Below are 22,262 nucleotides of genomic sequence, written 5' to 3'. Positions count from 1 at the left end.
CGTTACAAGCCGACCGTCAGGCGCCGCTCCGCCTCCAGGTATTCGCGCGACTGCATTTCCAGGATGCGCGACACCGTGCGGTGGAATTCGTTGGCCAGCGCCCCTTCGGTGTACAGCTCCTCGGGCGCGCACTCGGCCGACATGATCAGCTTGATCTTGTGGTCATAGAACACGTCGATCAGCCAGGTGAAGCGGCGCGCCTCGGAGGCCTGGCGCGGCCCCATGCGCGGCACGTCCGACAGGATCACGGCGTGAAAGCGGTTGGCCAGCTCCAGGTAGTCGTTCTGCGAGCGCGGCCCGCCGCACAACGTCGCGAAGTCGAACCACACCACCGACCCGGCCAGCGCCTGGGCGCGGATCTCGCGGTGCTCGATGTGCAGCAGCGGCTCTTGCGGCGGCGTGTCGGCCAGGCGGTCGAAGGCGTCCTGCAGAGCGGCGCGCGCGTGCGCGTCCAGCGGCGTGTGGTAGCACTGCACCTGCTCGAGCGAGCGGCGCCGGTAATCGATGCCCGCGTCCACATTGAGCACGTCCATGCGCTTCTGGATGAGGTCGATGGCCGGCAAGATGCGGTCGCGGTGCAGGCCGTCCGGATACAGGGTCGACGGCTCGTAATTGGACGTCATGACGAACGAGGTGCCGTACTCGAACAGCTTGAGCAGCAGGCGGTACAGGATCATCGCGTCGGCGACGTCCGACACGTGGAACTCGTCGAAGCAGATCAGCCGGTAGCGCTTGGCCACCCGGCGCGCCACTTCATCGAGCGGGTCCTGCATGCCCTTGACGCTTTCCAGCTCGCGGTGCACGCCGCGCATGAACTCGTGGAAATGCAGGCGGGTCTTGCGCACCACCGGAACGGTGGCGTAGAAGGCGTCCATCAGGAAGCTCTTGCCGCGTCCCACTCCGCCCCACAGGTAGACCCCGCGCGGCACATCGGGCCGGTTCAGCAGCTTCTTCAAGGCATTCGAGCGCATGGCCTTGAAGCGCACCCAGTCGTCGTAATACGCCTGCAACCGGTCGATGGCCTGTTTCTGCGCCGCATCGGGCTGGTAGCCCCGCTCCGCCAGGGCCTGTTCGTAATATTCGCGGACGTTCATGTCGCAGGGCAAAACCTGAAAGAAAAAAGGCGGACCGACCGCCTTGTATCGCGACCAGGCGGGAGGCCCGCCTGATGCGCCAGGTGTCTGACACCTGTAGGTGTCAGACACCTGAATCATGTGTCGCAACTTCCACCCGGTGTCCCCAGGTGTCAGACACCTATGGGTGTCTGACACCCGAGTGACACGCTATCTGGCAGCCAGGGACGCGGCGGCATCCCGCGCCGGCGTCAGAAATTCAGCGTGCGCTTGTCCACCGCCAGCGCCGCTTCCTTCACGGCTTCCGACAGGGTCGGGTGCGCGTGGCAGATGCGGGCGATGTCCTCGGCGGCGCCGCGGAATTCCATGATGGTGACCGCTTCGGAGATCAGCTCGGAAGCCATCGGCCCGACGATATGCACGCCCAGCACCTCGTCGGTCTTGGCGTCGGCGATCACCTTGGCGAAGCCCGTGGTGTCGCCCAGCGCGCGCGCGCGCCCGTTGGCCATGAAGGGGAAGCTGCCCGCCTTGTATTCGCGGCCTTCCTTCTTCAGCTGCTGTTCGGTCTTGCCCACCCAGGCGATCTCGGGCGAGGTGTAGATGACCCAGGGCACCGTGTCGAAATTGACATGGCCATGCTGGCCGGCGATGCGCTCGGCCACCGCCACGCCCTCTTCCTCGGCCTTGTGCGCCAGCATCGGGCCGCGCACCACGTCGCCGACCGCCCACACATTGGGCAGGTTGGTCTTGCAGTCGCCGTCGACCTCGATGAAGCCGCGCTCGTCCAGCTTCAGGCCCACCGCCTCGGCATTCAGGCCGCCGGTGTACGGCACGCGGCCGATCGACACGATCAGCTTGTCGACCACCAGCTTCTGCTCGCCGCCCTTGGCGTCGGTGTACGGCACCGTGACCTGCTTGGCCGTGGCCTTGATCTCGCCGATCTTCACGCCCATCTGGATGTCCAGGCCCTGCTTGGTGAAGGCCTTCAGGGCTTCCTTGGCGACCTGCTGGTCGGCCGCGGCCAGGAATTCCGGCATGGCTTCCAGGATGGTGACCTCGGCGCCCAGACGGCGCCACACGCTGCCCATTTCCAGGCCGATCACGCCGGCGCCGATCACGCCCAGCTTCTTGGGCACCGCATCGATGTTCAGCGCGCCGTCGTTGGACAGCACCACTTTTTCGTCGAACGGCAGGCCAGGCAGCTCGCGCGCCGACGAGCCGGTCGCCACGACCACATGCTTGGCGACCAGGTCTTCGTCGGCCGTGCCGGAGACCTTGATGGCATAGCCGCCGTCGGCCTTGCCGGCGAACGCGCCCTTGCCGTGGAAGAACGTGATCTTGTTCTTCTTGAACAGGTACAGGATGCCGTCGTTGTTCTGCTTGACGACGTTGTTCTTGCGTCCGATCAGCGTATCCAGCTTGAGGCTCACGCCCTTCACTTCGATGCCGTGCTCGGCGAAATGGTGGTTGGCCTGCTCGTAGTGCTCGGACGACTGCAGCAGCGCCTTGGACGGGATGCAGCCCACGTTGGTGCAGGTGCCGCCGGGGGCCGGGCCGCCCTGGCCGTTCTGCCACGCGTCGATGCAGGCCACCGACATACCCAGTTGCGCGGCGCGGATGGCGGCGATGTAGCCGCCAGGGCCGGCACCGATGACGACGACGTCAAATTGTTTGGACATGATGATCTCGAAAAGGGGGAACTTGAGAAAGCGCCAGCGCCAGGCCGGGGCTTGCCGGCCGGTGCGCGGCGGGCCCGTGAAGGCCGCCGGACGCTACCGAAGGAAGGCGGGGGGCAGTCGGCCGGGCATGTCCGGGCGCCGCGCAGCGGCGCGGGTTTGCCCGGCCGCCCCGCCTGACGAGGCAGGCGAAGGGCAGTCTGGCCGCGCAGGCGGCCAGGCCGGCCGCCAGGGCCTGCCGCGCACCGGCCGGCAAGTCCCGGCCTGTCGCGACAGAAAAACGCATGGCTCGATTGCCCGGAACCGATTACAGGTCCAGCAACAGACGCTGCGGATCTTCCAGCGCGTCCTTCATGGCCACCAGGCCCAGCACCGCCTCGCGACCGTCGATGATGCGGTGGTCGTACGACAGCGCCAGGTAGTTCATCGGGCGGATGACGATCTGGCCGTTCTCGACCACCGGACGCTCCTTGGTGGCGTGCACGCCCAGGATGGCCGACTGCGGCGGGTTGATGATGGGCGTCGACAGCATCGAGCCGAACACGCCGCCGTTCGAGATGGAGAACGTGCCGCCGGTCATTTCCTCGATGCCCAGCTTGCCGTCGGCCGCGCGCTTGCCGAAATCGGCGATGGTCTTCTCGATCTCGGCGATCGACAGCTGGTCGGCGTTGCGCAGGATCGGCACCACCAGGCCGCGCGGGCTGCCCACGGCGATGCCGATGTCGAAGTAGCCGTGGTAGATGATGTCCTTGCCGTCGATCGAGGCGTTGATCAGCGGGAACTTCTTCAGCGCCGCGACCGCCGCCTTCACGAAGAACGACATGAAGCCCAGCTTGATGCCGTGCTCTTTCTCGAACTTCTCTTTGTACTTGTTGCGCAGGTCGATCACGGCCTGCATGTTGACCTCGTTGAACGTGGTCAGGATGGCGTTTTCCTGCTGCGACTGCAGCAGGCGCTCGGCGATGCGGGCGCGCAGGCGGCTCATCGGCACGCGCTGTTCCGGACGGCCGTCCAGCGACACCGAGGCGGGCGCCGGCGCGGCGGCCGCGGCCTTGGCGGGCGCGGCGCTGGCAGCCTGGGCGTCGGCCTTGGTGATGCGGCCATCGCGGCCGGTGCCGGCCACGGTGGAGGGATCCACGCCCTTTTCGGACAGGATCTTCGAGGCGGCCGGCGAAGCCACGCCGGCCGAGCCGGACGAAGCCGGCGCGGGCGCGGCGGCGGCCTTCTCGGCGGCCTTCTCAGCCTTGGGCGCCTCGGCCGGCGCGGCGGCCGGTTCGGCGGCGGCGGCCTTGGCCGCGGTGTCGATCTTGGCGATCAGTTGTCCCGAGGTGACCGTGGCGCCGTCGCCTTCGACGATTTCAGCCAGCACGCCCGACGCGGGCGCCGGCACTTCCAGCACGACCTTGTCGGTCTCGATTTCGATCAGGATTTCGTCCGCTTCGACAGCGGCGCCCTTCTGCTTCTTCCAGCTGAGCAGGGTCGCCTCCGACACGGATTCGGACAATTGGGGGACAACGACGTCGGTGATAGCCATAGTAATGAGTTCCGTTAGTAAGGGTTCGATGTCGGCGGCTGGCGTTATTTGGTCAGCATGAAGCCTTTGTACTTGGCGGCGAAAGCCTGCTCCAGCAGCGCTTTCTGCTGCTCCTGGTGCTTGGCCAGATAGCCCACCGCGGGCGACGCCGAGGCCGGCCGGCCGGCGTAGCCGAGCTTCTGGCCGTCGGCCATGTTCTCGTACAAGTGGTGCTGGACATAGAACCACGGACCTTGATTCTGCGGCTCGTCTTGCACCCAGATGATCTCGGTGGCCTTGCCGTACTTGCGCAGTTCGGCCTCGAACGCCTTGTGCGCGAACGGGTAGAGCTGCTCGACGCGGATGATGGCGACATGGCTGGCCTCGCGCTCGCGGCGCGCATTGACCAGGTCGTAGTAGACCTTGCCCGAGCACACCAGCACGCGCTTGACCGCGCCCGCGTCGATGGAATCGTCCAATTCGCCGATCACCGGGCGGAAATTGCCGCCGGCCAGTTCGGTCAGGGGCGAACCGGCATCCTTGTTGCGCAACAGCGACTTGGGCGTGAAGATCACCAGCGGCTTGCGGAACGGCCGGATCATCTGGCGGCGCAGCAGGTGGAAGATCTGCGAGGCGGTGGTGGGCTGCACCACCTGGATGTTGTTGTCGGCGCACAGCTGCAGGAAGCGCTCGATGCGGCCCGACGAGTGTTCCGGACCCTGCCCTTCGTATCCGTGCGGCAGCATCAGGGTCAGGCCCGACTGGCGGCCCCACTTGGCCTCGCCCGAGCTGATGAACTGGTCGATCACCACTTGGGCGCCGTTGACGAAGTCGCCGAACTGCGCTTCCCAGATGGTCAGGGTGTTGGGCTCGGCGCTGGAATAGCCGTACTCGAAGCCCAGCACGGCCTCTTCGGACAGCACCGAGTCGATCACGGTGAACGGCGCCTGGCCGTCCGACACGTTCTGCAGCGGGATATAGGTGCCGTCGTTCCAGCGCTCGCGGTTCTGGTCGTGCAGCACGGCGTGGCGGTGCGTGAACGTGCCGCGGCCGGAATCCTGGCCGGTGATGCGCACCGCGTAGCCCGAGGCCACCAGCGTGGCGAAGGCCAGGTGCTCGCCCATGCCCCAGTCCAGGTTCATTTCGCCCTTGGCCATGGCGCGGCGGTCGTTCAGCAGCTTGTTGACCAGCGGGTGGACGGTGAAGCCTTCCGGCACGGTGGTGATGCGCTCGCCGATGCGCTTGAGTTCCGCCAGCGGCACCGCGGTGTCGGCCTGGTCGGTCCACTTGGCGCCCAGGAAGGGCGACCAGTCGATGGCGTACTTGCTCTTGTAGTCGGTCAGCACCGGCTCGATGGTGCGCTGGCCGTCTTCCATGAGCTGGCGGTAGTCCTTCACCATCTGGTCGGCTTCGCCCTCGGCCAGCACGCCCTGCGCGGTGAGCTTGTCGGCGTACAGCTTGCGGGTGCCCGGGTGGTGGCCGATGCGCTTGTACATCAGCGGCTGCGTCAGCGACGGGGTGTCCTGCTCGTTGTGGCCCAGCTTGCGGAAGCAGACGATGTCGAGCACGACGTCGTGGCGGAACTCCATGCGGTAGTCCAGCGCCAGCTTGGTGGCGAACACCACGGCCTCGGGGTCGTCGCCGTTGACGTGGAACACCGGGGCCTCGATCATCTTGACCACGTCGGTGCAATACAGCGTCGAACGCGTGTCGCGCGGGTCGGACGTGGTGAAGCCGATCTGGTTGTTGATGACGATGTGCAGCGTGCCGCCCGTGCCGTAGCCGCGCGTCTGCGCCAGGTTCAGGGTTTCCATGACGACGCCCTGGCCCGCGAAGGCGGCGTCGCCGTGCACCAGCACCGGCAGGACCTGCTTGCCTTCGTGGTCGCCGCGGCGTTCCTGGCGCGCGCGGGCGCTGCCCTCGACCACCGGGTTGACGATTTCCAGGTGCGAGGGGTTGAACGCCAGCGACAGGTGCACCGGGCCCCCGCGCGTGGAGATGTCGCTGGAAAAGCCGTTGTGATACTTGACGTCGCCGTCGGTCAGGCCTTCGGCGTGCTTGCCCTCGAATTCGGCGAACAGGTCGCCGGGCATCTTGCCCATGATGTTCACGAGCAGGTTCAGGCGGCCGCGGTGGGCCATGCCCACGACGATCTCCTGCACGCCGGCTTCACCGGCATGGTTGACCACTTCGTCCATCGAGGCGATGAAGCTCTCGCCGCCCTCGAGCGAGAAGCGCTTCTGGCCGACGTACTTGGTGTGCAGGTAGCGCTCGAGGCCCTCGGATTCGGTCAGTTGCTGCAGGATGTGGCGCTTTTCCTCGGGGCTGTACGACGCGGCGCCGAAGGTCTTTTCCAGGCGCTCCTGGATCCAGCGCTTGGCGGCCGGATCGGAAATATGGGTGAACTCGGCACCGATGCTGCGGCAGTACGTGTCGCGCAGCGCCTTCAGGATGTCGCGCAGCGTCATGGTGCTGGCGGTCGTGAAGTAGGTGTTGGTGGCCGAGTAGGTCTGGTCCAGGTCGGCTTCGGTCAGGCCGTAGAAGGCCGGGTCGAGCTCGGGGATGGCCGGGCGCTCCTGGCGCTTGAGCGGATCGAGGTCGGCCCAGCGCGAACCGAGCGAGCGGTAGGCGGCGATGAGCGACTGCACCGACACCTGCTTGCTGGCCATCGACAGGTCGGGCTGCGCGGCATGCTGCACGAAACCGTTGCTGCGGGCGCGCTGCGCGAACGACTGGACGATGGGCGCATGCGCCTGGTCGCGCGTGGCTTCCTGGCCGTCAGTGGCCGGCGTGTGCTGCAGCTGGTCGAAGTATTCGCGCCAGTTGTCGGGGACCGAGCCGGGATTGTCGAGATAGGATTCGTAGAGCTCTTCGACGTAAGGGGCGTTGCCGCCGAAAAGATACGAAGTGGAAAGGGATTCTGTTTCCGAGGACATGTGTTGCTTCACCTTGACGAGTGCTTCACTCGATGCGATGCAGGAAAACCTTCCGCGACACGGGCTTCCCGATTAGCGGATAGCGGGGCAGAAGGCGCGTACGAGCCTTGAAAGCCGTATGACTCAAAAGTATAACCCTTCGGATTTGCGGCGTCTCGCCGCCCTGCCCCACCCCCCGGCATGGCGGCATTCCCCGGCAGAATGGCCGGTGCAACGGCCGCCATGATGCCGGCTACCGGCCGCGATCGTCCGGCATCGGCCGCCACGCGGCGGCCGGGCCATGTGACGCGAAAACCACGGTCGGCCTATGGGCGCCGGCCGGCGGCCGCCAGCGTGCGCTGGTAGAACAGCACCGCCACCCCTGCAAACACCGCCAGGCCCAGCCATGACGCGGCGCCGGCGAACCCCTCGCCCGCCACCGCCAGGGGCGCGTCGCTGCCGGTGGCGCCGATGATGGCGGCCATCAGCACGCCCACCAGGCTTTCGCCGACGATCAGCCCCGAAGCCAGCAGGGTGCCGCGCCGGTTGGCCAGCTCGGCGTACTGTTCATGAGGCTGGCCCGCCCGCGCGGCGCGCCGGCGCAACGCCCGTTCGAGCAGCCAGGCCAGCACCGCCCCCGCCACCAGCGGCGCGCTGACCGTGGGCGGCAGGTACATGCCGATGCCCACCGCCAGCACCGGCAGGCGCGCGACCCGGCAGGTCCGCTTGAGGACCTGGTCCACGGCGATCAGCCCCAGCCCCACCGCCATGCCGATCAGGATCATGGTCCAGTTCAGCTGGTGGGTGAAGATGCCCTGCGCAATCGCCAGCATCAGCGTGGCCTGCGGCGCCGACAGCGCCTGGCTCGCGTCCATGCCGGGGCGCGGCAGCGCGTCGGCAAAGCCATAGGCGTTGTACAGCAGGTCGAGCACCGGCGAGATCACCGCGGCGCCCACCACGCAGCCGATCAGCAGCGCCACCTGCTGGCGCCAGGGCGTGGCGCCCACCAGCCAGCCGGTCTTCAGGTCCTGCAGGTTGTCGTTCGAGATCGAGGCCACCGCCACGACCGCCGAGGTCGTGAAAATGGCCAGGGCGATCGCCAGCTGCACCCCTTGTGGGCTGCCCAGCAGGCCGGCGCCGCGCTCCAGCCCCAGCATCAGCAGCGACACCAGCACGATGGCCACGATGCCGACGCCCGAGATGGGGCTGGTGGAGGACCCCACCAGCCCCGCCATGTAGCCGCAGGCGGCCGCCACCAGGAAGCCGAAAATGAAGGCGAACGCCACCGAATAGGCCACCAGCGTGCCCACCATTCCGGCCGACACCGGCTCGGCGCGCAGGAACACGGCGAACGTGGCCACCAGGATGGCCACCAGCACCAGGGTCACCAGCGAGATCCAGCGCGCCGACAGGTCCCGCTGGGTGCGCGGCGCCTCCTGGCCGGCCGCCGCGCCGCGCCGGCCGAACGCCGCGAAGGAAGCCTTGATGCCGCGCATCATGGGCATGAACAGGGTGGCCAGGGTCCAGACGGCGCCCACGCCGATCACGCCGGCGCCGATGAAGCGCACCTGCGAACTCCAGATTCCGGTGGCGTAGTCGGCCAGGGACTGGTCCGCCGGCATGCTGCCCAGCGCGGTCAGCACCGGCACCGCCACGCCCCAGGCGATCACCAGGCCGGTCAGCATGGCCAGCCCGGCCACGATGCCGATCAGGTAGCCCGCGCCGAGCAGGGCCATCGAGAAGCCCATCGGCAGGCGGAACACCGCCGCCCCGGCGCTGAACCACAGGCTCACGCCATCGCCCAGCACCCGCAGCCCATTGGCCGCGAAGCTGACGGCGGCAGCCAGCCCGGCGCCGGTCAGAATGTCCGCCATGCCGGTGGACCCCGGGCGGGCCGGCGCGCCGGCGGACGAATCGGCCGCTTCGGCGCCGCCGCTGCCCACCCGCAGGATCTCGGCCGCCGCCACGCCTTCCGGGTACGGCAGTTCGCTCTGCACCACCATGATGTGGCGCAGCGGAATGGTGAACATGACCCCCAGCATGCCGCCGGCCGCGCAGATGCCCAGCGTCTGCCAGAACGGGAAGCCCTGCCAGTGCCCCATCATGACCAGCGCCGGCAGGATGAAGATGACCGCGGACAGGGTGCCGGCCGCCGACGCCTGGGTCTGCACCATGTTGTTTTCGAGGATGTTGGCGTCGCGGAACATGCGCAGCACCGACATCGAGATCACCGCGGCGGGAATCGCCGACGAGAATGTCAACCCCACTTTCAGCCCCAGGAAGACATTCGAGGCGGTAAACACCACCGTGATCAGGGCGCCGACGATCACGCCGCGCACGGTAAGCTCGGGCAAGGTGATCGAATCGGGAACGCGGGCGGGTTGGGTCATGGACGGACGGCTCCGGGGTAGCTATCCGTCCGATTCTAGCGCCCCGCGTGGCGGCGGCCGTCAGCCCAGCGGCAGCGCGGTCTGGTACTTGACCTGCTTCAACGCGAATCCTGAACGGATATTGCGCACGCCCGGGATGCGCGACAGGCGGCTCACCACGAAGCGCTCCAGCCCCTGCATGTCCGGCACCACCACGCGCAGCAAGTAATCGGAATCGCCGCTCATCAAGTAGCACTCCATCACCTCCGGGCACTCGGCCATGGCGTTCTGGAACCGTTCCAGCTCGGCTTCGACCTGTTTTTCCAGGCTGACCTGGATGAACACGTTCAGGCTCAGGCCCAGTTGCAGGGGATCGGCCAGCGCGACGTAGCCGCGGATCACGCCGGCGGCCTCCAGGGCCTTGACCCGCGCCAGGCACGGCGACGGCGACAGATGCACGCGGCGGGCCAGCTCGACATTGGTCAGGCTGGAATCGGTCTGCAAGATGGCCAGGATGCGGCGGTCGGTGCTGTCCAGCGATGCGCTCGGCATGATCATCCTTGAAATCTATATATGCCGGCACATTATGCCGCCACTACCCGATTGGTGGCGCATTTTCGATCACTCATGCCTGGACGAAAGCGCTAGCATGGTCGATCCAACGGAGACCACGCCATGCTTGACCCCACCCCCGCCGCTCTTCCGGACGACACCGATCCCGCCGAAACCGCCGAATGGCGCGAGGCCCTGGAATCGCTGGTGCAGCAGGCCGGCACGCCGCGCGCGGGGTACGTGCTGGAGCAGGTGCTGGCGCACGCGGCGGCCCTGGGCGTGCGCGCGGCGGGCCAGACCCGCAGCGCCTACCTGAACACCATCCCCCTGCGCGACGAGCCGCCCTTCCCCGGCGACCTGGCCATTGAAGAACGCATCGCCTCGATCAACCGCTGGAACGCCCTGGCCATGGTGGTGCGCGCCAACCAGGCCCACGGCGAACTGGGCGGCCATATCGCCAGCTACGCATCGGCCGCCGACCTGTTCGAGGTGGGCTTCAACCATTTCTTCCGGGCGCCCACGGCCGAGTTCGCCGGCGACCTGGTGTATCTGCAGCCGCATTCGGCGCCCGGGGTCTATGCCCGCGCCTACCTGGAAGGCTTTCTCGGCGACGCGGACCTGGCCCATTTCCGCCAGGAGATCACCGCGCAGGCGCGCGGCCTGCGCGGCCTGTCGTCGTACCCCCACCCCTGGCTGATGCCGGACTTCTGGCAGTTCCCCACCGGCTCGATGGGCATCGGCCCGATCAACGCCATCTACCAGGCGCGCTTCATGCGCTACCTGGAACATCGTTCGCTGGCCCAGCCGTCCGACCGCAAGGTGTGGGGCATTTTCGGCGACGGCGAAATGGACGAACCCGAATCCATCGCCGCCCTGACGCTGGCCGCGCGCGAGAAACTCGACAACCTGGTGTTCGTGGTGAACTGCAACCTGCAGCGGCTGGACGGCCCGGTGCGCGGCAACGGCCGCATCATCGACGAACTGGAGACGCTGTACGCGGGCGCCGGCTGGAACGTGATCAAGCTGGTCTGGGGCGGCGACTGGGACGCATTGCTGGCGCGCGACGGCGGCGGGGTCCTGGCGCGCGCCTTCTCGCATACCGTCGACGGCCAGTTCCAGACTTTCGCCGCCAAGGACGGCGCCTACAACCGGGCCCACTTCTTCAACCAGAATCCGGAACTGGCCGCGCTGGTGGCGGACTGGTCGGACGAGGCCATCGACCGCCTGCGCCGCGGCGGCCACGACATCGTCAAGATCCACGCGGCCTACCACCGCGCGGTGCGTCACCGCGGCCAGCCGACGGTCATCCTGGCGCAGACCAAGAAGGGCTACGGCATGGGCGCCGCCGGCCAGGGCAAGATGACGACCCACCAGCAGAAGAAGCTCGACGACGAGGCCCTGCTGGCGTTCCGCGACCGCTTCGCACTGCCCATCTCGGATGCCGACTGCCTGGCCTTGAAGTTCTACAAACCGGCGGCCGACAGCGCCGAGCTGCGCTACCTGCAGGCCCGCCGGGCGGCGCTGGGCGGGCACCTGCCGCGGCGCCGCACCACCGCGCCGCGCCTGCCCGTGCCGGCGGCCGACCAATGGGCGCGCTTCGCGCTGCAGGCCGAGGGCAAGGAAATGTCGTCCACCATGGCCGTGGTGCGCATGCTCGGCAGCCTCCTCAAGGACGAGGCCCTGGGCGCGCGCATCGTCCCCATCGTGGCCGACGAGGCCCGCACCTTCGGCATGGCCAACCTGTTCCGGCAAGTGGGCATCTATTCCGCGCAGGGCCAGTTGTACGAGCCGGAGGACATCGGCTCGGTGCTGTACTACCGCGAGGCGCATGACGGGCAGATCCTGGAGGAAGGCATTACCGAGGCCGGGGCGATCTCGTCCTGGACCGCCGCCGGCACCAGCTACTCGGTCAACGGCCTGCCCATGCTGCCTTTCTATATCTACTACTCGATGTTCGGGTTCCAGCGCATCGGCGACCTGATCTGGGCGGCCGCCGACCAGCGCACGCGCGGCTTCCTCATCGGCGCCACGTCGGGCCGCACCACCCTCGGCGGCGAAGGGCTGCAGCACCAGGACGGCGCCAGCCACCTGATGGCCGCGGCGGTGCCGAACTGCCGCGCCTACGATCCGGCCCATGCCTACGAAGTCGCGGTCATCCTCGAATACGGCATGCGCCGCATGCTCGACGAGCAATGCGACGAGTTCTATTACCTGACCGTGACCAACGAGAACCTGGCGCAGCCCAGCCTGCCCGACCCCGGCGCGCGCGAGGGCATCCTGCGCGGCATGCATCGCGTGCGCGCCGCGCAGGGCACGGCGCAGGTGCGCCTGCTGGGCGCCGGGCCGATGCTGGGCGAAGCGCTGCAGGCGGCCGAGCGGCTGCTGCACGACCATGGCGTGGCCGCCGAGGTCTGGAGCGTGACCAGTTTTTCCGAACTGGCGCGCGACGGCCGCGCCTGTGAACGCGAGCGCGCGCTCGGCCTGACGGCGCCGGGCCGGCAGTCCTGGATCGAGCAATGCCTGCCCGGCGATGCGCCGGTAGTCGCCGCCAGCGATTATGTCCGCGCCGTGCCCGACCAGATCCGCGCCTGGATCGCCGCCCCCTGCCGCACCCTGGGCACCGACGGCTTCGGGCGCAGCGATACGCGCGCGCAACTGCGCGATTTCTTCGAAGTCGGCGCGGACTGGATCGTGCTGCATGCGCTCGACCTGCTGGCGGAGCGGGACCCGCGCTTCGATGCGGCCCGCCAGGCGGCGCGGGCCAGGCTGGCCGCCGGTGAGCGGCGCATGCCCCCCTGGCTGCGCTAGGCGGCGATCCGGAGGAGGTGTCAGGCACCTGCGGAGCCTGACACCCAAGGGCGGACAAGGGGCAACTCGCAAGTCTGGTGGCCCCAGGTGTCAGGCTCCGCAGGTGCCTGACACCCCGTGCGTACGACCGCGCGCCTCGACCTGGGCAGCATCCGCCGCGAGCCCATTACGCTGCACCGCAGCAAACATATACAGCGACTTTCTGTTGAAATAGACGCCTTCGCATTCCCGGACGGGCCCCTGGCGGGCCCGTCTTCTACTTTGTCAGCCGAGCCGCAAGGCATCTCATCAGCAATGGACGAAACCCTCACCAAACTGGCGCTCGATTATCACGCCTATCCGACTCCCGGCAAGATCTCGGTCACGCCGACCAAGACGCTGGCCAACCAGGACGATTTGTCGCTGGCCTACTCGCCGGGCGTCGCCGCGGCCTGCATGGCGATCTTCGAGCGCGGCGATGAAGCCGCGTCGCAGTACACCTCGCGCGCCAACCTGGTGGGGGTCATCACCAACGGCACCGCCGTGCTGGGCCTGGGCAACATCGGCCCGCTGGCGGCCAAGCCGGTCATGGAAGGCAAGGGCTGCCTGTTCAAGAAATTCGCCGGCATCGACGTGTTCGACATCGAGCTGGCCGAGACCGACCCGGACAAGCTGGTCGACATCATCGCCGCCCTCGAGCCCACGCTCGGCGGCGTGAACCTGGAAGACATCAAGGCGCCCGAGTGCTTCTACATCGAGAAGAAGCTGCGCGAGCGCATGAAGATCCCGGTGTTCCACGATGACCAGCACGGCACCGCCATCATCTCGTCGGCCGCCGTCCTCAACGGCCTGAAGGTCGTGGGCAAGAATATCGCGGACGTCAAGCTGGCCGTCTCGGGCGCGGGCGCCGCGGCCATCGCCTGCCTGGACTTGCTGGTGCACCTGGGCATCAAGCGCGAGAACATCTACGTGGTCGATTCGCGCGGCGTCATCTGGGAAGGCCGCGACGAGAACATGGAAGCCAACAAGAAGCGCTACGCGCAGCGGACCGACGCCCGCACGCTGGCCGACGTGGTCAAGGACGCCGACGTGTTCCTGGGCTGCTCCACCGCCGGCGTGCTGACCGCCGACATGGTCAAGACCATGGCCGACAAGCCGCTCATCCTGGCGCTGGCCAATCCCGAGCCGGAGATCCGTCCGGAAGTGGCGCGCGCCGCGCGGCCGGACTGCATCATCGCCACCGGCCGTTCGGACTACCCGAACCAGGTCAATAACGTGCTGTGCTTCCCGTTCATCTTCCGCGGCGCCATGGACGCGGGCGCCACGCGCATCACCGAAGAGATGAAGCTGGCCTGCGTGAAGGCCATCGCCGAACTGGCGCAGGCCGAGCAGAACGACGAAGTCGCGCACGCCTATGCGGGCCAGGAACTGTCGTTCGGCCCCGACTACATCATCCCCAAGCCCTTCGACCCGCGCCTGATCGTGCAGATCGCGCCGGCCGTGGCGCGCGCCGCCGCCGAGTCGGGCGTGGCCGCCCGCCCCATCGAGGACATCGAGGCCTACCGCCAGAAGCTCATGGGCTTCGTGTACCACTCGGGCCAGCTGATGCGGCCGCTGTTCGCCCAGGCCAAGCAGGCGCCCAAGCGCGTCATCTATGCCGACGGCGAAGACGAACGCGTGTTGCGCGCGGTGCAGACCGTGGTCGACGAGAACCTGGCGCGTCCCATCCTGGTAGGCCGCCCCGCCGTCATTGAAATGCGCATCAAGAAGTTCGGCCTACGCCTGGTGCCGGGGCAGAACGTCGAGATCGTCGACCCCGAGGACGACAGCCGTTTCAACGAAACCTGGAACGCGTACTACCAGCTCAAGGGCCGCGAAGGCGTCACGCCGGCCATCGCCAAGGCGATGATCCGCAAGCACAACACGCTGATCGGCGCCATGCTGGTGCAGCGCGGCGACGCGGACGCCCTGCTGTGCGGCGTCGCCAGCAAGTACGACAACCAGCTCAAGTACGTGGACGAGATCATCGGCCGCAAGCCGGGCCATACGTATGCCGCGCTGAACGTCCTGATGCTGCCCAACCAGACGCTGTTCGTGGCCGATACGCACGTCAACGAGAACCCGTCGGCCGAGGAAATCGCCAGCATCACCGTGCAAGCCGCCGATGAAATGCTGCGCTTCGGCGTGGTGCCGAAGATCGCCCTGCTCTCGCATTCGAATTTCGGCAGCCGCATGACCGAGTCGTCGCGCAAGATGGCCGAAGCGCGCCGCCTGGTCGAGGAACGCGCGCCCGACCTGGAAGTCGACGGCGAAATGCACGCCGACGCCGCCCTGTCGGAAAAGATCCGCATGCTGGCCTATCCCGACAGCAAGCTCAAGGGGCCGGCCAACCTGCTCATCATGCCGAACCTCGACACCGGCAATATCACCTACAACATGCTGAAGATGACCGGCAGCAACGGCATCGCCATGGGCCCCATCCTGCTGGGCGCGGCCCGGCCGGTGCATATCCTGACCACCAGCGCCACCGTGCGCCGCATCGTCAACATGACGGCATTGGCCGTCGTCGACGCGCAGCAGGAAGCCGCCGACGCCGCCAGGCAGCGCCGTTGATCCCGTGCGCGGCGTCCCGGCGCCGCGCACCGGCACTTGGCGGGCGCCCTGCGGGGCGCCCGTTTTTATTGATGTCCTGCCCACGCCGAAGCCCGACGGCAATGGTACAAACACGCTTGTCCCTTTTTCCGGAGCCGCCATGCTGCAAGACGCCCTGCTCGCCTGGTTTCACTACCTGGCCATTTTCGTACTCGTCGTCATCATGACGGCCGAGGCCGTGCTGCTGCGGCCCAACCTGTCGTCCGACGCCGTGCGGCGGCTGGCGCTGTACGACCGCCTGTACCTCGCCTCGGCGCTGGCCGTGCTGGCCACCGGCGCGCTGCGCCTGATGCTGGGCGCCAAGGGCGCGGCGTTCTACATGAGCAACCCCTGGTTCCACGCCAAGATCGGGCTGTTCGTCCTGATCGCGCTCTGTTCCATTCCGCCCACGCTGACCTTCCTGCGCTGGCGCAAGCAGGCCCTGCAGCAGCCCGGCTACGCGCCCGGCGAGGCCGAGATCAAGCGCGCCCGCCGCTGGGTCATGATCGAGTCCCACCTGTTCATCCTGCTGCCGCTGTTCGCCGCGCTGATGGCGCGCGGCATCGGCATGTAGGCCCGCTCAGGAACACTCCGCGGCCGGCTCGCCGGCCGCGGCATTGGGCGGGATGCCGAATACCCCGCCACCGGGATGCCGCAGCAGGAACATGCCGCCGCCTATCGACAGCCGCCCGTCTCCCTCGCCGGCCGCGCCCGCGGCCGGGCTGAACACCCATGCGCCGGCCGGCGCGCGATCGCGCAGCAGATAACCGGCCGACATCACGGCGGTGCCCGCGGGATACTCCGCGCCCGCCAGGCGCACGCGGCACGCCAGGCTCGCCGTGCTTACCTGCAGCAGGCCACCCTGCCCGTCCAGGTGCAGCACGGCCGGGCCCAACCGCAACCCGGCCACCCGCACCGGCGTGGATTCCGGCACCCGCACCATCCAGGGCGCCGGCTCGCGATGGCCGTCGGTATAGACCATCTCGCCCAGGCGCTGCAGCTCCGTACCGGCCGGCAAGGCCGTCTCGCCCGCTCGATTGCCGTCGGCCAGCCAGCAGGCGTCGAACACGATTTCCCGGCCCTTGGCGCGCGCTTCGAAGCGCACGGCCTGCGTCGCGTCGCAGTGCCATCCCTCGATCTGCTGCGCGCCCGGTCCCCATGCGTGCACCGATAGCGGATAGCGGCCCGCTTCCGCATAGGTTTCATCTTCGTAGTCGACGCGCAGGTAGCGCTGCAGCCGGGTCACGCGCAGGCCGTAGGCCGGCACGGGGACATCGAACGCCGCCTCGACATAAGTTTCCAGGTCGCCCTCTTTTTCGAGCACCAGGCGCGCGCCAGCGGGCATGCTTACGCCCCCGACGGTCTGGGGCTGCGCCAGCGTCACATGGCGCGCCGCGTCGCGCCGGGCCTGTTCCCGGCTATAGCGCCACCCATGGTACTGAAACGCCGCATACGGGCTGGCCAGGGCCGCCAGCAGCACCAGCACCACCGCGTTGCGCCAGGGCCGCCGGCCAAAGCGCCGGCGCGCGCCGCGGCTGGCGGCCAGCACGGCCAGCCAGCCCAGCAGCGCCAGGGCGGCGCCCAGCCCGGCCAACAGCAGCAGCAGGCTCTCGATGGAGGGAAAAATCGACGGAATCATCGTCTTTCGGAACGGGCGCCGCAAAAAAAACGCCCTTGCGGGCGTTTTTCAGGGATTGCCGTAAGCCGATCAGCGCTTGTCCATCGGGGGCACGTCGCGGGTGACGTGGCCGGTGAACAGCTGGCGGGGACGGCCGATCTTGTAGTCGGGGTCCGACAGCATTTCGTTCCACTGGGCGATCCAGCCCACCGTGCGCGCCAGCGCGAAGATGGCGGTGAACAGCGAGGTCGGGATGCCGATGGCACGCTGCACGATGCCCGAGTAGAAGTCGACGTTGGGGTACAGCTTGCGCTGCACGAAGTAGTCGTCTTCCAGGGCGATGCGCTCGAGCTCCATGGCCAGCTTGAACAGCGGATCCTTTTCGAGGCCCAGCGACTGCAGCACTTCCTTGCAGGTTTCCTGCATCAGCTTGGCGCGCGGGTCGTAGTTCTTGTAGACGCGGTGGCCAAAGCCCATCAGGCGCACGCCCGAGTTCTTGTCCTTGACCTTTTCCATGAACTCGCCGACCTTGGCCACGCCGCCATTGGCCTGCAGCTCTTCCAGCATCTGCAGGCACGCCTCGTTGGCGCCGCCGTGGGCCGGACCCCACAGGCACGCCACGCCGGCCGAAATGGCGGCGAACGGGTTGGTGCCCGACGAACCGCACAGGCGCACCGTCGAGGTGGAGGCGTTCTGCTCGTGGTCGGCATGCAGGATGAAGATGCGGTCGAGGGCGCGTTCGACGACCTCGTTGACCTTGTACTCTTCGCACGGCGTGGCGAACATCATGCGCAGGAAGTTGCCGGTATAGGACAGGTCGTTCTGCGGGTAGATGTACGGCTGGCCCTGCGAGTACTTGTACGCCATGGCCACCAGCGTGGGCATCTTGGCGATCAGGCGGATCGCCGAGACGTGGCGGTGCTGCGGGTTGGTGATGTCGGTGGAGTCGTGGTAGAAGGCCGACAGCGCGCCCACCAGGCCGGTCAGCACGGCCATCGGGTGGGCGTCGCGGCGGAAGCCGCGCAGGAAGAAATGCAGCTGCTCGTTGACCATCGTGTGATGGGTCACTTGCGAATCGAAGTCCGCCTTCTGGTCGGCGTTGGGCAGCTCGCCGTTCAGGATCAGGTAGCAGATATCGAGGAAGTCGCAGTTGACGGCCAGCTGCTCGATGGGATAGCCGCGGTACAGCAGCTCGCCCTTGTCGCCGTCGATGTAGGTGATGGCCGACTCGCACGCCGCCGTCGACATGAAGCCGGGGTCGAACGTGAACATGCCCGTCTGGCCATACAGCTTGCGGATGTCGATGACGTCCGGGCCGACCGTGCCTTTGTACACGGGGAACTCGACCGGCTGGGAGCCGTCCGAGAAGGATAGAGTGGCTTTTTTGTCAGACAGGTTCATCGCTATTTCCTCACAATTAATCAGAGCTCACGCATTTTTCCGATGATGGCGCGCAGGCGCGGGGTATCGAGTTCCCCCTCGGGCTCCTTGCGCGCCAGCAGCAGGTCGAGCAGGTCGTTGTCGCCGAGCTCGAACAGCCGGGCCAGCGCGTCGACGTCCTCATCGGTGAGCTGCGTCTCGTATGCGTCCAGGTACCGGGTGATGATCAGGTCGTTCTCGAGCAGGCCGCGGCGAGCCCGCCAGCGCAGGCGCGTGCGTTCGAGTTCGGTCAGGCCGCTCATGTCGATCTCTTCACCGTTCTACTAGACCGTCCGCCGGACCATCAGTTCCTTGATCTTGCCGATCGCCTTGGTGGGGTTCAGGCCCTTGGGACAGACGTCGACGCAGTTCATGATGGTGTGGCAGCGGAACAGGCGGTACGGGTCTTCCAGGTTGTCCAGGCGCTCGCCGGTGGCTTCGTCGCGGCTGTCGGCGATGAACCGGTAGGCCTGCAGCAGGCCGGCCGGGCCGACGAACTTGTCGGGGTTCCACCAGAACGACGGGCACGAGGTCGAGCAGCAGGCGCACAGGATGCACTCGTACAGGCCGTCGAGTTCTTCGCGGGCCTCGGGCGACTGCAGGCGCTCGCGCTCGGGCGGCGGCGCGTCGTTGATCAGGTACGGGCGGATCGAGTGGTACTGGTTGAAGAAGTGCGTCATGTCCACGATCAGGTCGCGGATCACGGGCAAGCCGGGCAGCGGCTTGAGCACGATGGGCTCTTTGAGCTCGCGCAGGTTGGTGGTGCAGGCCAGGCCGTTCTTGCCATTGATGTTCATGGCATCCGAGCCGCACACGCCTTCCCGGCACGAGCGGCGCAGCGCCAGGCTGTCGTCCACGTCGTTCTTGATGCGCACCAGCGCATCGAGCAGCATCTTGTCGGTGGGCTGGAGCTCGACCTCCAGTTTCTGCATGTACGGGCGCTCGTCCTTGTCCGGGTCGTAGCGGTAGATTTCGAATTTGACGATTCTCTTGGTGCTCATCACGGCATCCTGCTTAGAAAGTACGCGCCTTGGGCGGGAAGGACTCGACCGTCAGGGGCTTCATTTGAACGGGCTTGTAATCGAGACGGCTGCCCTCGGAGTACCAGAGGGTGTGCTTCAGCCAGTTCTCGTCGTCGCGGTTCGGGTGGTCGTCCAGCGCGTGGGCGCCGCGGCTCTCGGTGCGGTTGGCGGCCGACTTGATGGTGGCGCGCGCCACTTCGGTCATGTTGGCCAGTTCCAGCGCCTCGACGCGCGCGGTGTTGAACACCTTGGACTTGTCCTTGAAATACACGTGCTCGGCCTGCTTGGCCAGGTCTTCGATCTGGCCCACGCCCTCGTTGAGCAGTTCGAGCGTGCGGAACACGCCGCAGTGACGCTGCATGGACACGCGGATGGCGTTGGCGACGTCCTGGGTCTTCTCGCCCGAGGTGCGCGCTTCCAGCTTGGAGACGCGATCCATGGAGAAGTCGACGGCTTCCTTGGGCACCGGCTGGTGCGCATGCTGGCGCTCGGGGTGCGAGGCCACGATGTGGTTGCCGGTGGCGCGGCCGAACACGATCAGGTCGAGCAGCGAGTTGGTGCCCAGGCGGTTGGCGCCGTGCACCGAGACCGCCGCGCATTCGCCGATGGCGTACAGGCCGTTGACGACCTTGTTCTCGCCATTGACGCGCGTCAGCACCTGGCCGTGGTAGTTGGCCGGGATACCGCCCATCTGGTAGTGGATGGTGGGCACGACCGGGATCGGTTCCTTGATGGGATCGACGTTGCCGAACTTGATGGCGATCTCGCGGATCGACGGCAGGCGCTTGTTGATCACGTCGGCGCCCAGGTGGTCGAGCTTGAGCACCACGTAGCTGCCGTCCGGGCCGCAGCCGCGGCCTTCCTTGATTTCCTGGTCCATCGAGCGCGACACGAAGTCGCGCGGCGCCAGGTCCTTGAGGGTGGGCGCGTAGCGCTCCATGAAGCGTTCGCCATCCTTGTTGAGCAGGATGCCGCCTTCGCCGCGCACGCCTTCGGTGATCAGGACGCCCGCGCCGGCCACGCCGGTGGGGTGGAACTGCCAGAATTCCATGTCCTGCAGCGGGATGCCGGCGCGCGCCGCCATGCCCAGGCCGTCGCCGGTATTGATGAAGGCGTTGGTCGAGGCCGCCCAGATGCGGCCGGCGCCGCCGGTGGCCAGCACCGTGGTCTTGGCTTCCAGGATGTAGATATCGCCGGTTTCCATTTCCAGCGCGGTCACGCCGACCACGTCGCCGGCCTCGTTGCGCAGCAGGTCGAGCGCCATCCATTCGACGAAGAACTGGGTGCGCGCGGCCACGTTGCGCTGGTAGAGCGTATGCAGCAGGGCGTGGCCGGTGCGGTCGGCGGCGGCACAGGCGCGCTGCACCGGCTTTTCACCGAAGTTGGCGGTGTGTCCGCCGAACGGACGCTGGTAGATGGTGCCGTCGGCGTTGCGGTCGAACGGCATGCCGAAGTGCTCGAGCTCGTAGACGGCGTTGGGCGCTTCGCGGCACATGAACTCGATGGCGTCCTGGTCGCCCAGCCAGTCCGACCCCTTCACGGTGTCGTACATGTGCCAGTACCAGTTGTCTTCGCTCATGTTGCCCAGCGAGGCGCTGACGCCGCCTTGCGCGGCCACGGTGTGCGAACGGGTGGGAAACACCTTGGACAGGACCGCCACCGACAGGCCCGCCTGGGCCAGTTGCAGCGAGCAGCGCATGCCGGCTCCGCCGGCGCCGACCACCACCACATCGAACTGGCGGCGCGGCAAGGAATTCATGACAGAGACCACGGCTTAGATACTCCAGAGGATTTGCGCGAAATAAACGACCGAACCGACCAGCCAGAGGATGGTCAGCACCTGCAGCAACAGGCGCACGCCCGTGGGCTTGACGTAATCCATCCAGATGTCGCGCACGCCGATCCAGGCGTGCCATGCCAGCGCAAAGAAGAACAGCGTCGCCAGGATCTGGCCGACGGGAAGCGCGTACACGTGGAAGGTGAACAGGGCCTTCCAGTTTTCATAGGAGAACGACGGCATGACCAGCAGGCCGACGATCAGGACCAGCGTATAGACGGCCATGATGACCGCGGTGATGCGCTGCGCGATGAAATCCACGACGCCGTAATGGGCGCCAACGACCAGGCGCTTGGGGCCAAAGTTCTTGGTGGCGGCCATTTACAGAGCTCCGAACAGTTTGAGGGCGAATACGAGGGTCAGTGCCAGGCTGACGCCGAACACGACGCCGGCGCTTTTCTGGGCCGAGACCTTGTCGACGCCGATGTGCAGGTCCAGCACCAGGTAGCGGATGCCAGCACAGAAGTGATGCAGGTAGCCCCACACCAGCGCCAGCAGGATCAGCTTCACCAGGGGGTTGCCCGCGTACTGGGCCACTTGCGCATAGCTTTCCGGCGAGGCCACGCTGGCCGCGAACAGCGGCAGGATGACCAAGGGAAGACAGAGGAACAGCAGCGCGCCGCTGACGCGGTGCAGAATGGACAGTTTGCCGGCCAGGGGCAGGCGGTAGCTGGCGATTTGCGCAATGCCAATATTGCGAAACTGCGGACGTGGCTTGGCAGCGGTGTCGGACATGACGGCCTCGGTGTTACGGTGCTAGGGATTCGTGACAGCGAAATGGGAACTGCCCTTGCGGGCAAGCGCTCTATTTTCGCCCAGACAACGGGTTGGTATCAAATCGTAGGAAAAA

General features: G+C 67.2%; 16 protein-coding genes. 3 read left to right on the top strand and 13 right to left on the bottom strand.

The genetic code is table 11. From position 1 onward, the window contains the following. Positions 1 to 2: 2 nt before the first annotated feature. The 6 genes from zapE to CAL24_RS06455 form a co-directional block, all read right to left on the bottom strand. Positions 3 to 1,094 carry a cell division protein ZapE gene (gene zapE, locus CAL24_RS06480; RefSeq protein WP_028354294.1) on the bottom strand — a complete coding sequence of 364 codons (1,092 nt, stop codon included), beginning with the start codon at positions 1,092 to 1,094 and terminating at the stop codon, positions 3 to 5. Between the two features lie 230 nt (positions 1,095 to 1,324). Then, positions 1,325 to 2,752, bottom strand: a complete 1,428-nt coding sequence (gene lpdA, locus CAL24_RS06475) for a dihydrolipoyl dehydrogenase (RefSeq protein WP_028354295.1) — start codon at positions 2,750 to 2,752, stop codon at positions 1,325 to 1,327. A 304-nt stretch (positions 2,753 to 3,056) separates the two neighbouring features. Next, positions 3,057 to 4,283, bottom strand: coding sequence for a 2-oxoglutarate dehydrogenase complex dihydrolipoyllysine-residue succinyltransferase (odhB, locus tag CAL24_RS06470; RefSeq protein WP_028354296.1), 1,227 nt, complete (start codon positions 4,281 to 4,283; stop codon positions 3,057 to 3,059). A 44-nt stretch (positions 4,284 to 4,327) separates the two neighbouring features. After that, entirely contained in the window at positions 4,328 to 7,198 is a 2,871-nt protein-coding gene (locus tag CAL24_RS06465; RefSeq protein WP_028354297.1) for a 2-oxoglutarate dehydrogenase E1 component, read from the bottom strand. Between the two features lie 305 nt (positions 7,199 to 7,503). Continuing rightward, entirely contained in the window at positions 7,504 to 9,567 is a 2,064-nt protein-coding gene (locus CAL24_RS06460) for an OPT family oligopeptide transporter (protein WP_094806082.1), read from the bottom strand. Between the two features lie 60 nt (positions 9,568 to 9,627). After that, complete coding sequence (locus CAL24_RS06455; RefSeq protein ID WP_028354299.1) at positions 9,628 to 10,098, bottom strand: Lrp/AsnC family transcriptional regulator; 471 nt, start codon at positions 10,096 to 10,098, stop codon at positions 9,628 to 9,630. 123 nt (positions 10,099 to 10,221) lie between these two features. Between CAL24_RS06455 and mdeB the strand changes: the two genes are divergently transcribed. The 3 genes from mdeB (at position 10,222) to CAL24_RS06440 (ending at position 16,090) form a co-directional block, all read left to right on the top strand. Next, complete coding sequence (mdeB, locus tag CAL24_RS06450) at positions 10,222 to 12,906, top strand: alpha-ketoglutarate dehydrogenase (protein WP_094806080.1); 2,685 nt, start codon at positions 10,222 to 10,224, stop codon at positions 12,904 to 12,906. Positions 12,907 to 13,200: 294 nt separating this feature from the next. Further along, positions 13,201 to 15,498, top strand: coding sequence for an NADP-dependent malic enzyme (locus CAL24_RS06445; RefSeq protein ID WP_094806078.1), 2,298 nt, complete (start codon positions 13,201 to 13,203; stop codon positions 15,496 to 15,498). A 139-nt stretch (positions 15,499 to 15,637) separates the two neighbouring features. Continuing rightward, positions 15,638 to 16,090, top strand: a complete 453-nt coding sequence (locus CAL24_RS06440; RefSeq protein WP_094806076.1) for a DUF2214 family protein — start codon at positions 15,638 to 15,640, stop codon at positions 16,088 to 16,090. A gap of 6 nt (positions 16,091 to 16,096) precedes the next feature. Here CAL24_RS06440 and CAL24_RS06435 read toward each other — a convergent pair whose 3' ends face one another. The 7 genes from CAL24_RS06435 to sdhC all read right to left on the bottom strand — a co-directional run bounded on the left by CAL24_RS06435 (position 16,097) and on the right by sdhC (position 22,147). Next, complete coding sequence (locus CAL24_RS06435; protein WP_094806075.1) at positions 16,097 to 17,155, bottom strand: hypothetical protein; 1,059 nt, start codon at positions 17,153 to 17,155, stop codon at positions 16,097 to 16,099. Between the two features lie 69 nt (positions 17,156 to 17,224). Next, positions 17,225 to 18,535, bottom strand: a complete 1,311-nt coding sequence (locus tag CAL24_RS06430; RefSeq protein WP_028354303.1) for a citrate synthase — start codon at positions 18,533 to 18,535, stop codon at positions 17,225 to 17,227. Positions 18,536 to 18,555: 20 nt separating this feature from the next. Beyond that, entirely contained in the window at positions 18,556 to 18,816 is a 261-nt protein-coding gene (locus tag CAL24_RS06425; RefSeq protein ID WP_028354304.1) for a succinate dehydrogenase assembly factor 2, read from the bottom strand. A gap of 21 nt (positions 18,817 to 18,837) precedes the next feature. Beyond that, complete coding sequence (locus CAL24_RS06420) at positions 18,838 to 19,554, bottom strand: succinate dehydrogenase iron-sulfur subunit (RefSeq protein ID WP_028354305.1); 717 nt, start codon at positions 19,552 to 19,554, stop codon at positions 18,838 to 18,840. 13 nt (positions 19,555 to 19,567) lie between these two features. Beyond that, positions 19,568 to 21,346, bottom strand: coding sequence for a succinate dehydrogenase flavoprotein subunit (sdhA, locus tag CAL24_RS06415; RefSeq protein ID WP_028354306.1), 1,779 nt, complete (start codon positions 21,344 to 21,346; stop codon positions 19,568 to 19,570). A 3-nt stretch (positions 21,347 to 21,349) separates the two neighbouring features. Next, complete coding sequence (gene sdhD / locus CAL24_RS06410) at positions 21,350 to 21,733, bottom strand: succinate dehydrogenase, hydrophobic membrane anchor protein (protein WP_028354307.1); 384 nt, start codon at positions 21,731 to 21,733, stop codon at positions 21,350 to 21,352. Continuing rightward, a complete protein-coding gene (gene sdhC / locus CAL24_RS06405; RefSeq protein ID WP_028354308.1) occupies positions 21,734 to 22,147 on the bottom strand; it encodes a succinate dehydrogenase, cytochrome b556 subunit in 414 nt (137 codons plus the stop codon). It abuts the gene before it with no gap. Between the last annotated feature and the right edge of the window lie 115 nt (positions 22,148 to 22,262).

The organism is Bordetella genomosp. 2 (assembly GCF_002261345.1).
Classification (GTDB): Bacteria; Pseudomonadota; Gammaproteobacteria; order Burkholderiales; family Burkholderiaceae_B; genus Bordetella_A.
This window is presented reverse-complemented; position numbering and strand designations above follow the sequence as displayed.

Excerpts from the sequence above, each read along its gene's own strand:
- CAL24_RS06420 (WP_028354305.1), bottom strand. The coding sequence starts at position 19,554 with ATGAGCACCAAGAGAATCGTCAAATTCGAAATCTACCGCTACGACCCG.
- sdhC (WP_028354308.1), bottom strand. The coding sequence starts at position 22,147 with ATGTCCGACACCGCTGCCAAGCCACGTCCGCAGTTTCGCAATATTGGC.
- zapE (WP_028354294.1), bottom strand. The coding sequence starts at position 1,094 with ATGAACGTCCGCGAATATTACGAACAGGCCCTGGCGGAGCGGGGCTAC.
- lpdA (WP_028354295.1), bottom strand. The coding sequence starts at position 2,752 with ATGTCCAAACAATTTGACGTCGTCGTCATCGGTGCCGGCCCTGGCGGC.
- CAL24_RS06430 (WP_028354303.1), bottom strand. The coding sequence starts at position 18,535 with ATGAACCTGTCTGACAAAAAAGCCACTCTATCCTTCTCGGACGGCTCC.
- mdeB (WP_094806080.1), top strand. The coding sequence starts at position 10,222 with ATGCTTGACCCCACCCCCGCCGCTCTTCCGGACGACACCGATCCCGCC.
- sdhD (WP_028354307.1), bottom strand. The coding sequence starts at position 21,733 with ATGGCCGCCACCAAGAACTTTGGCCCCAAGCGCCTGGTCGTTGGCGCC.
- CAL24_RS06465 (WP_028354297.1), bottom strand. The coding sequence starts at position 7,198 with ATGTCCTCGGAAACAGAATCCCTTTCCACTTCGTATCTTTTCGGCGGC.
- CAL24_RS06460 (WP_094806082.1), bottom strand. The coding sequence starts at position 9,567 with ATGACCCAACCCGCCCGCGTTCCCGATTCGATCACCTTGCCCGAGCTT.
- CAL24_RS06445 (WP_094806078.1), top strand. The coding sequence starts at position 13,201 with ATGGACGAAACCCTCACCAAACTGGCGCTCGATTATCACGCCTATCCG.
- CAL24_RS06440 (WP_094806076.1), top strand. The coding sequence starts at position 15,638 with ATGCTGCAAGACGCCCTGCTCGCCTGGTTTCACTACCTGGCCATTTTC.
- odhB (WP_028354296.1), bottom strand. The coding sequence starts at position 4,283 with ATGGCTATCACCGACGTCGTTGTCCCCCAATTGTCCGAATCCGTGTCG.
- CAL24_RS06435 (WP_094806075.1), bottom strand. The coding sequence starts at position 17,155 with ATGATTCCGTCGATTTTTCCCTCCATCGAGAGCCTGCTGCTGCTGTTG.
- CAL24_RS06425 (WP_028354304.1), bottom strand. The coding sequence starts at position 18,816 with ATGAGCGGCCTGACCGAACTCGAACGCACGCGCCTGCGCTGGCGGGCT.
- CAL24_RS06455 (WP_028354299.1), bottom strand. The coding sequence starts at position 10,098 with ATGCCGAGCGCATCGCTGGACAGCACCGACCGCCGCATCCTGGCCATC.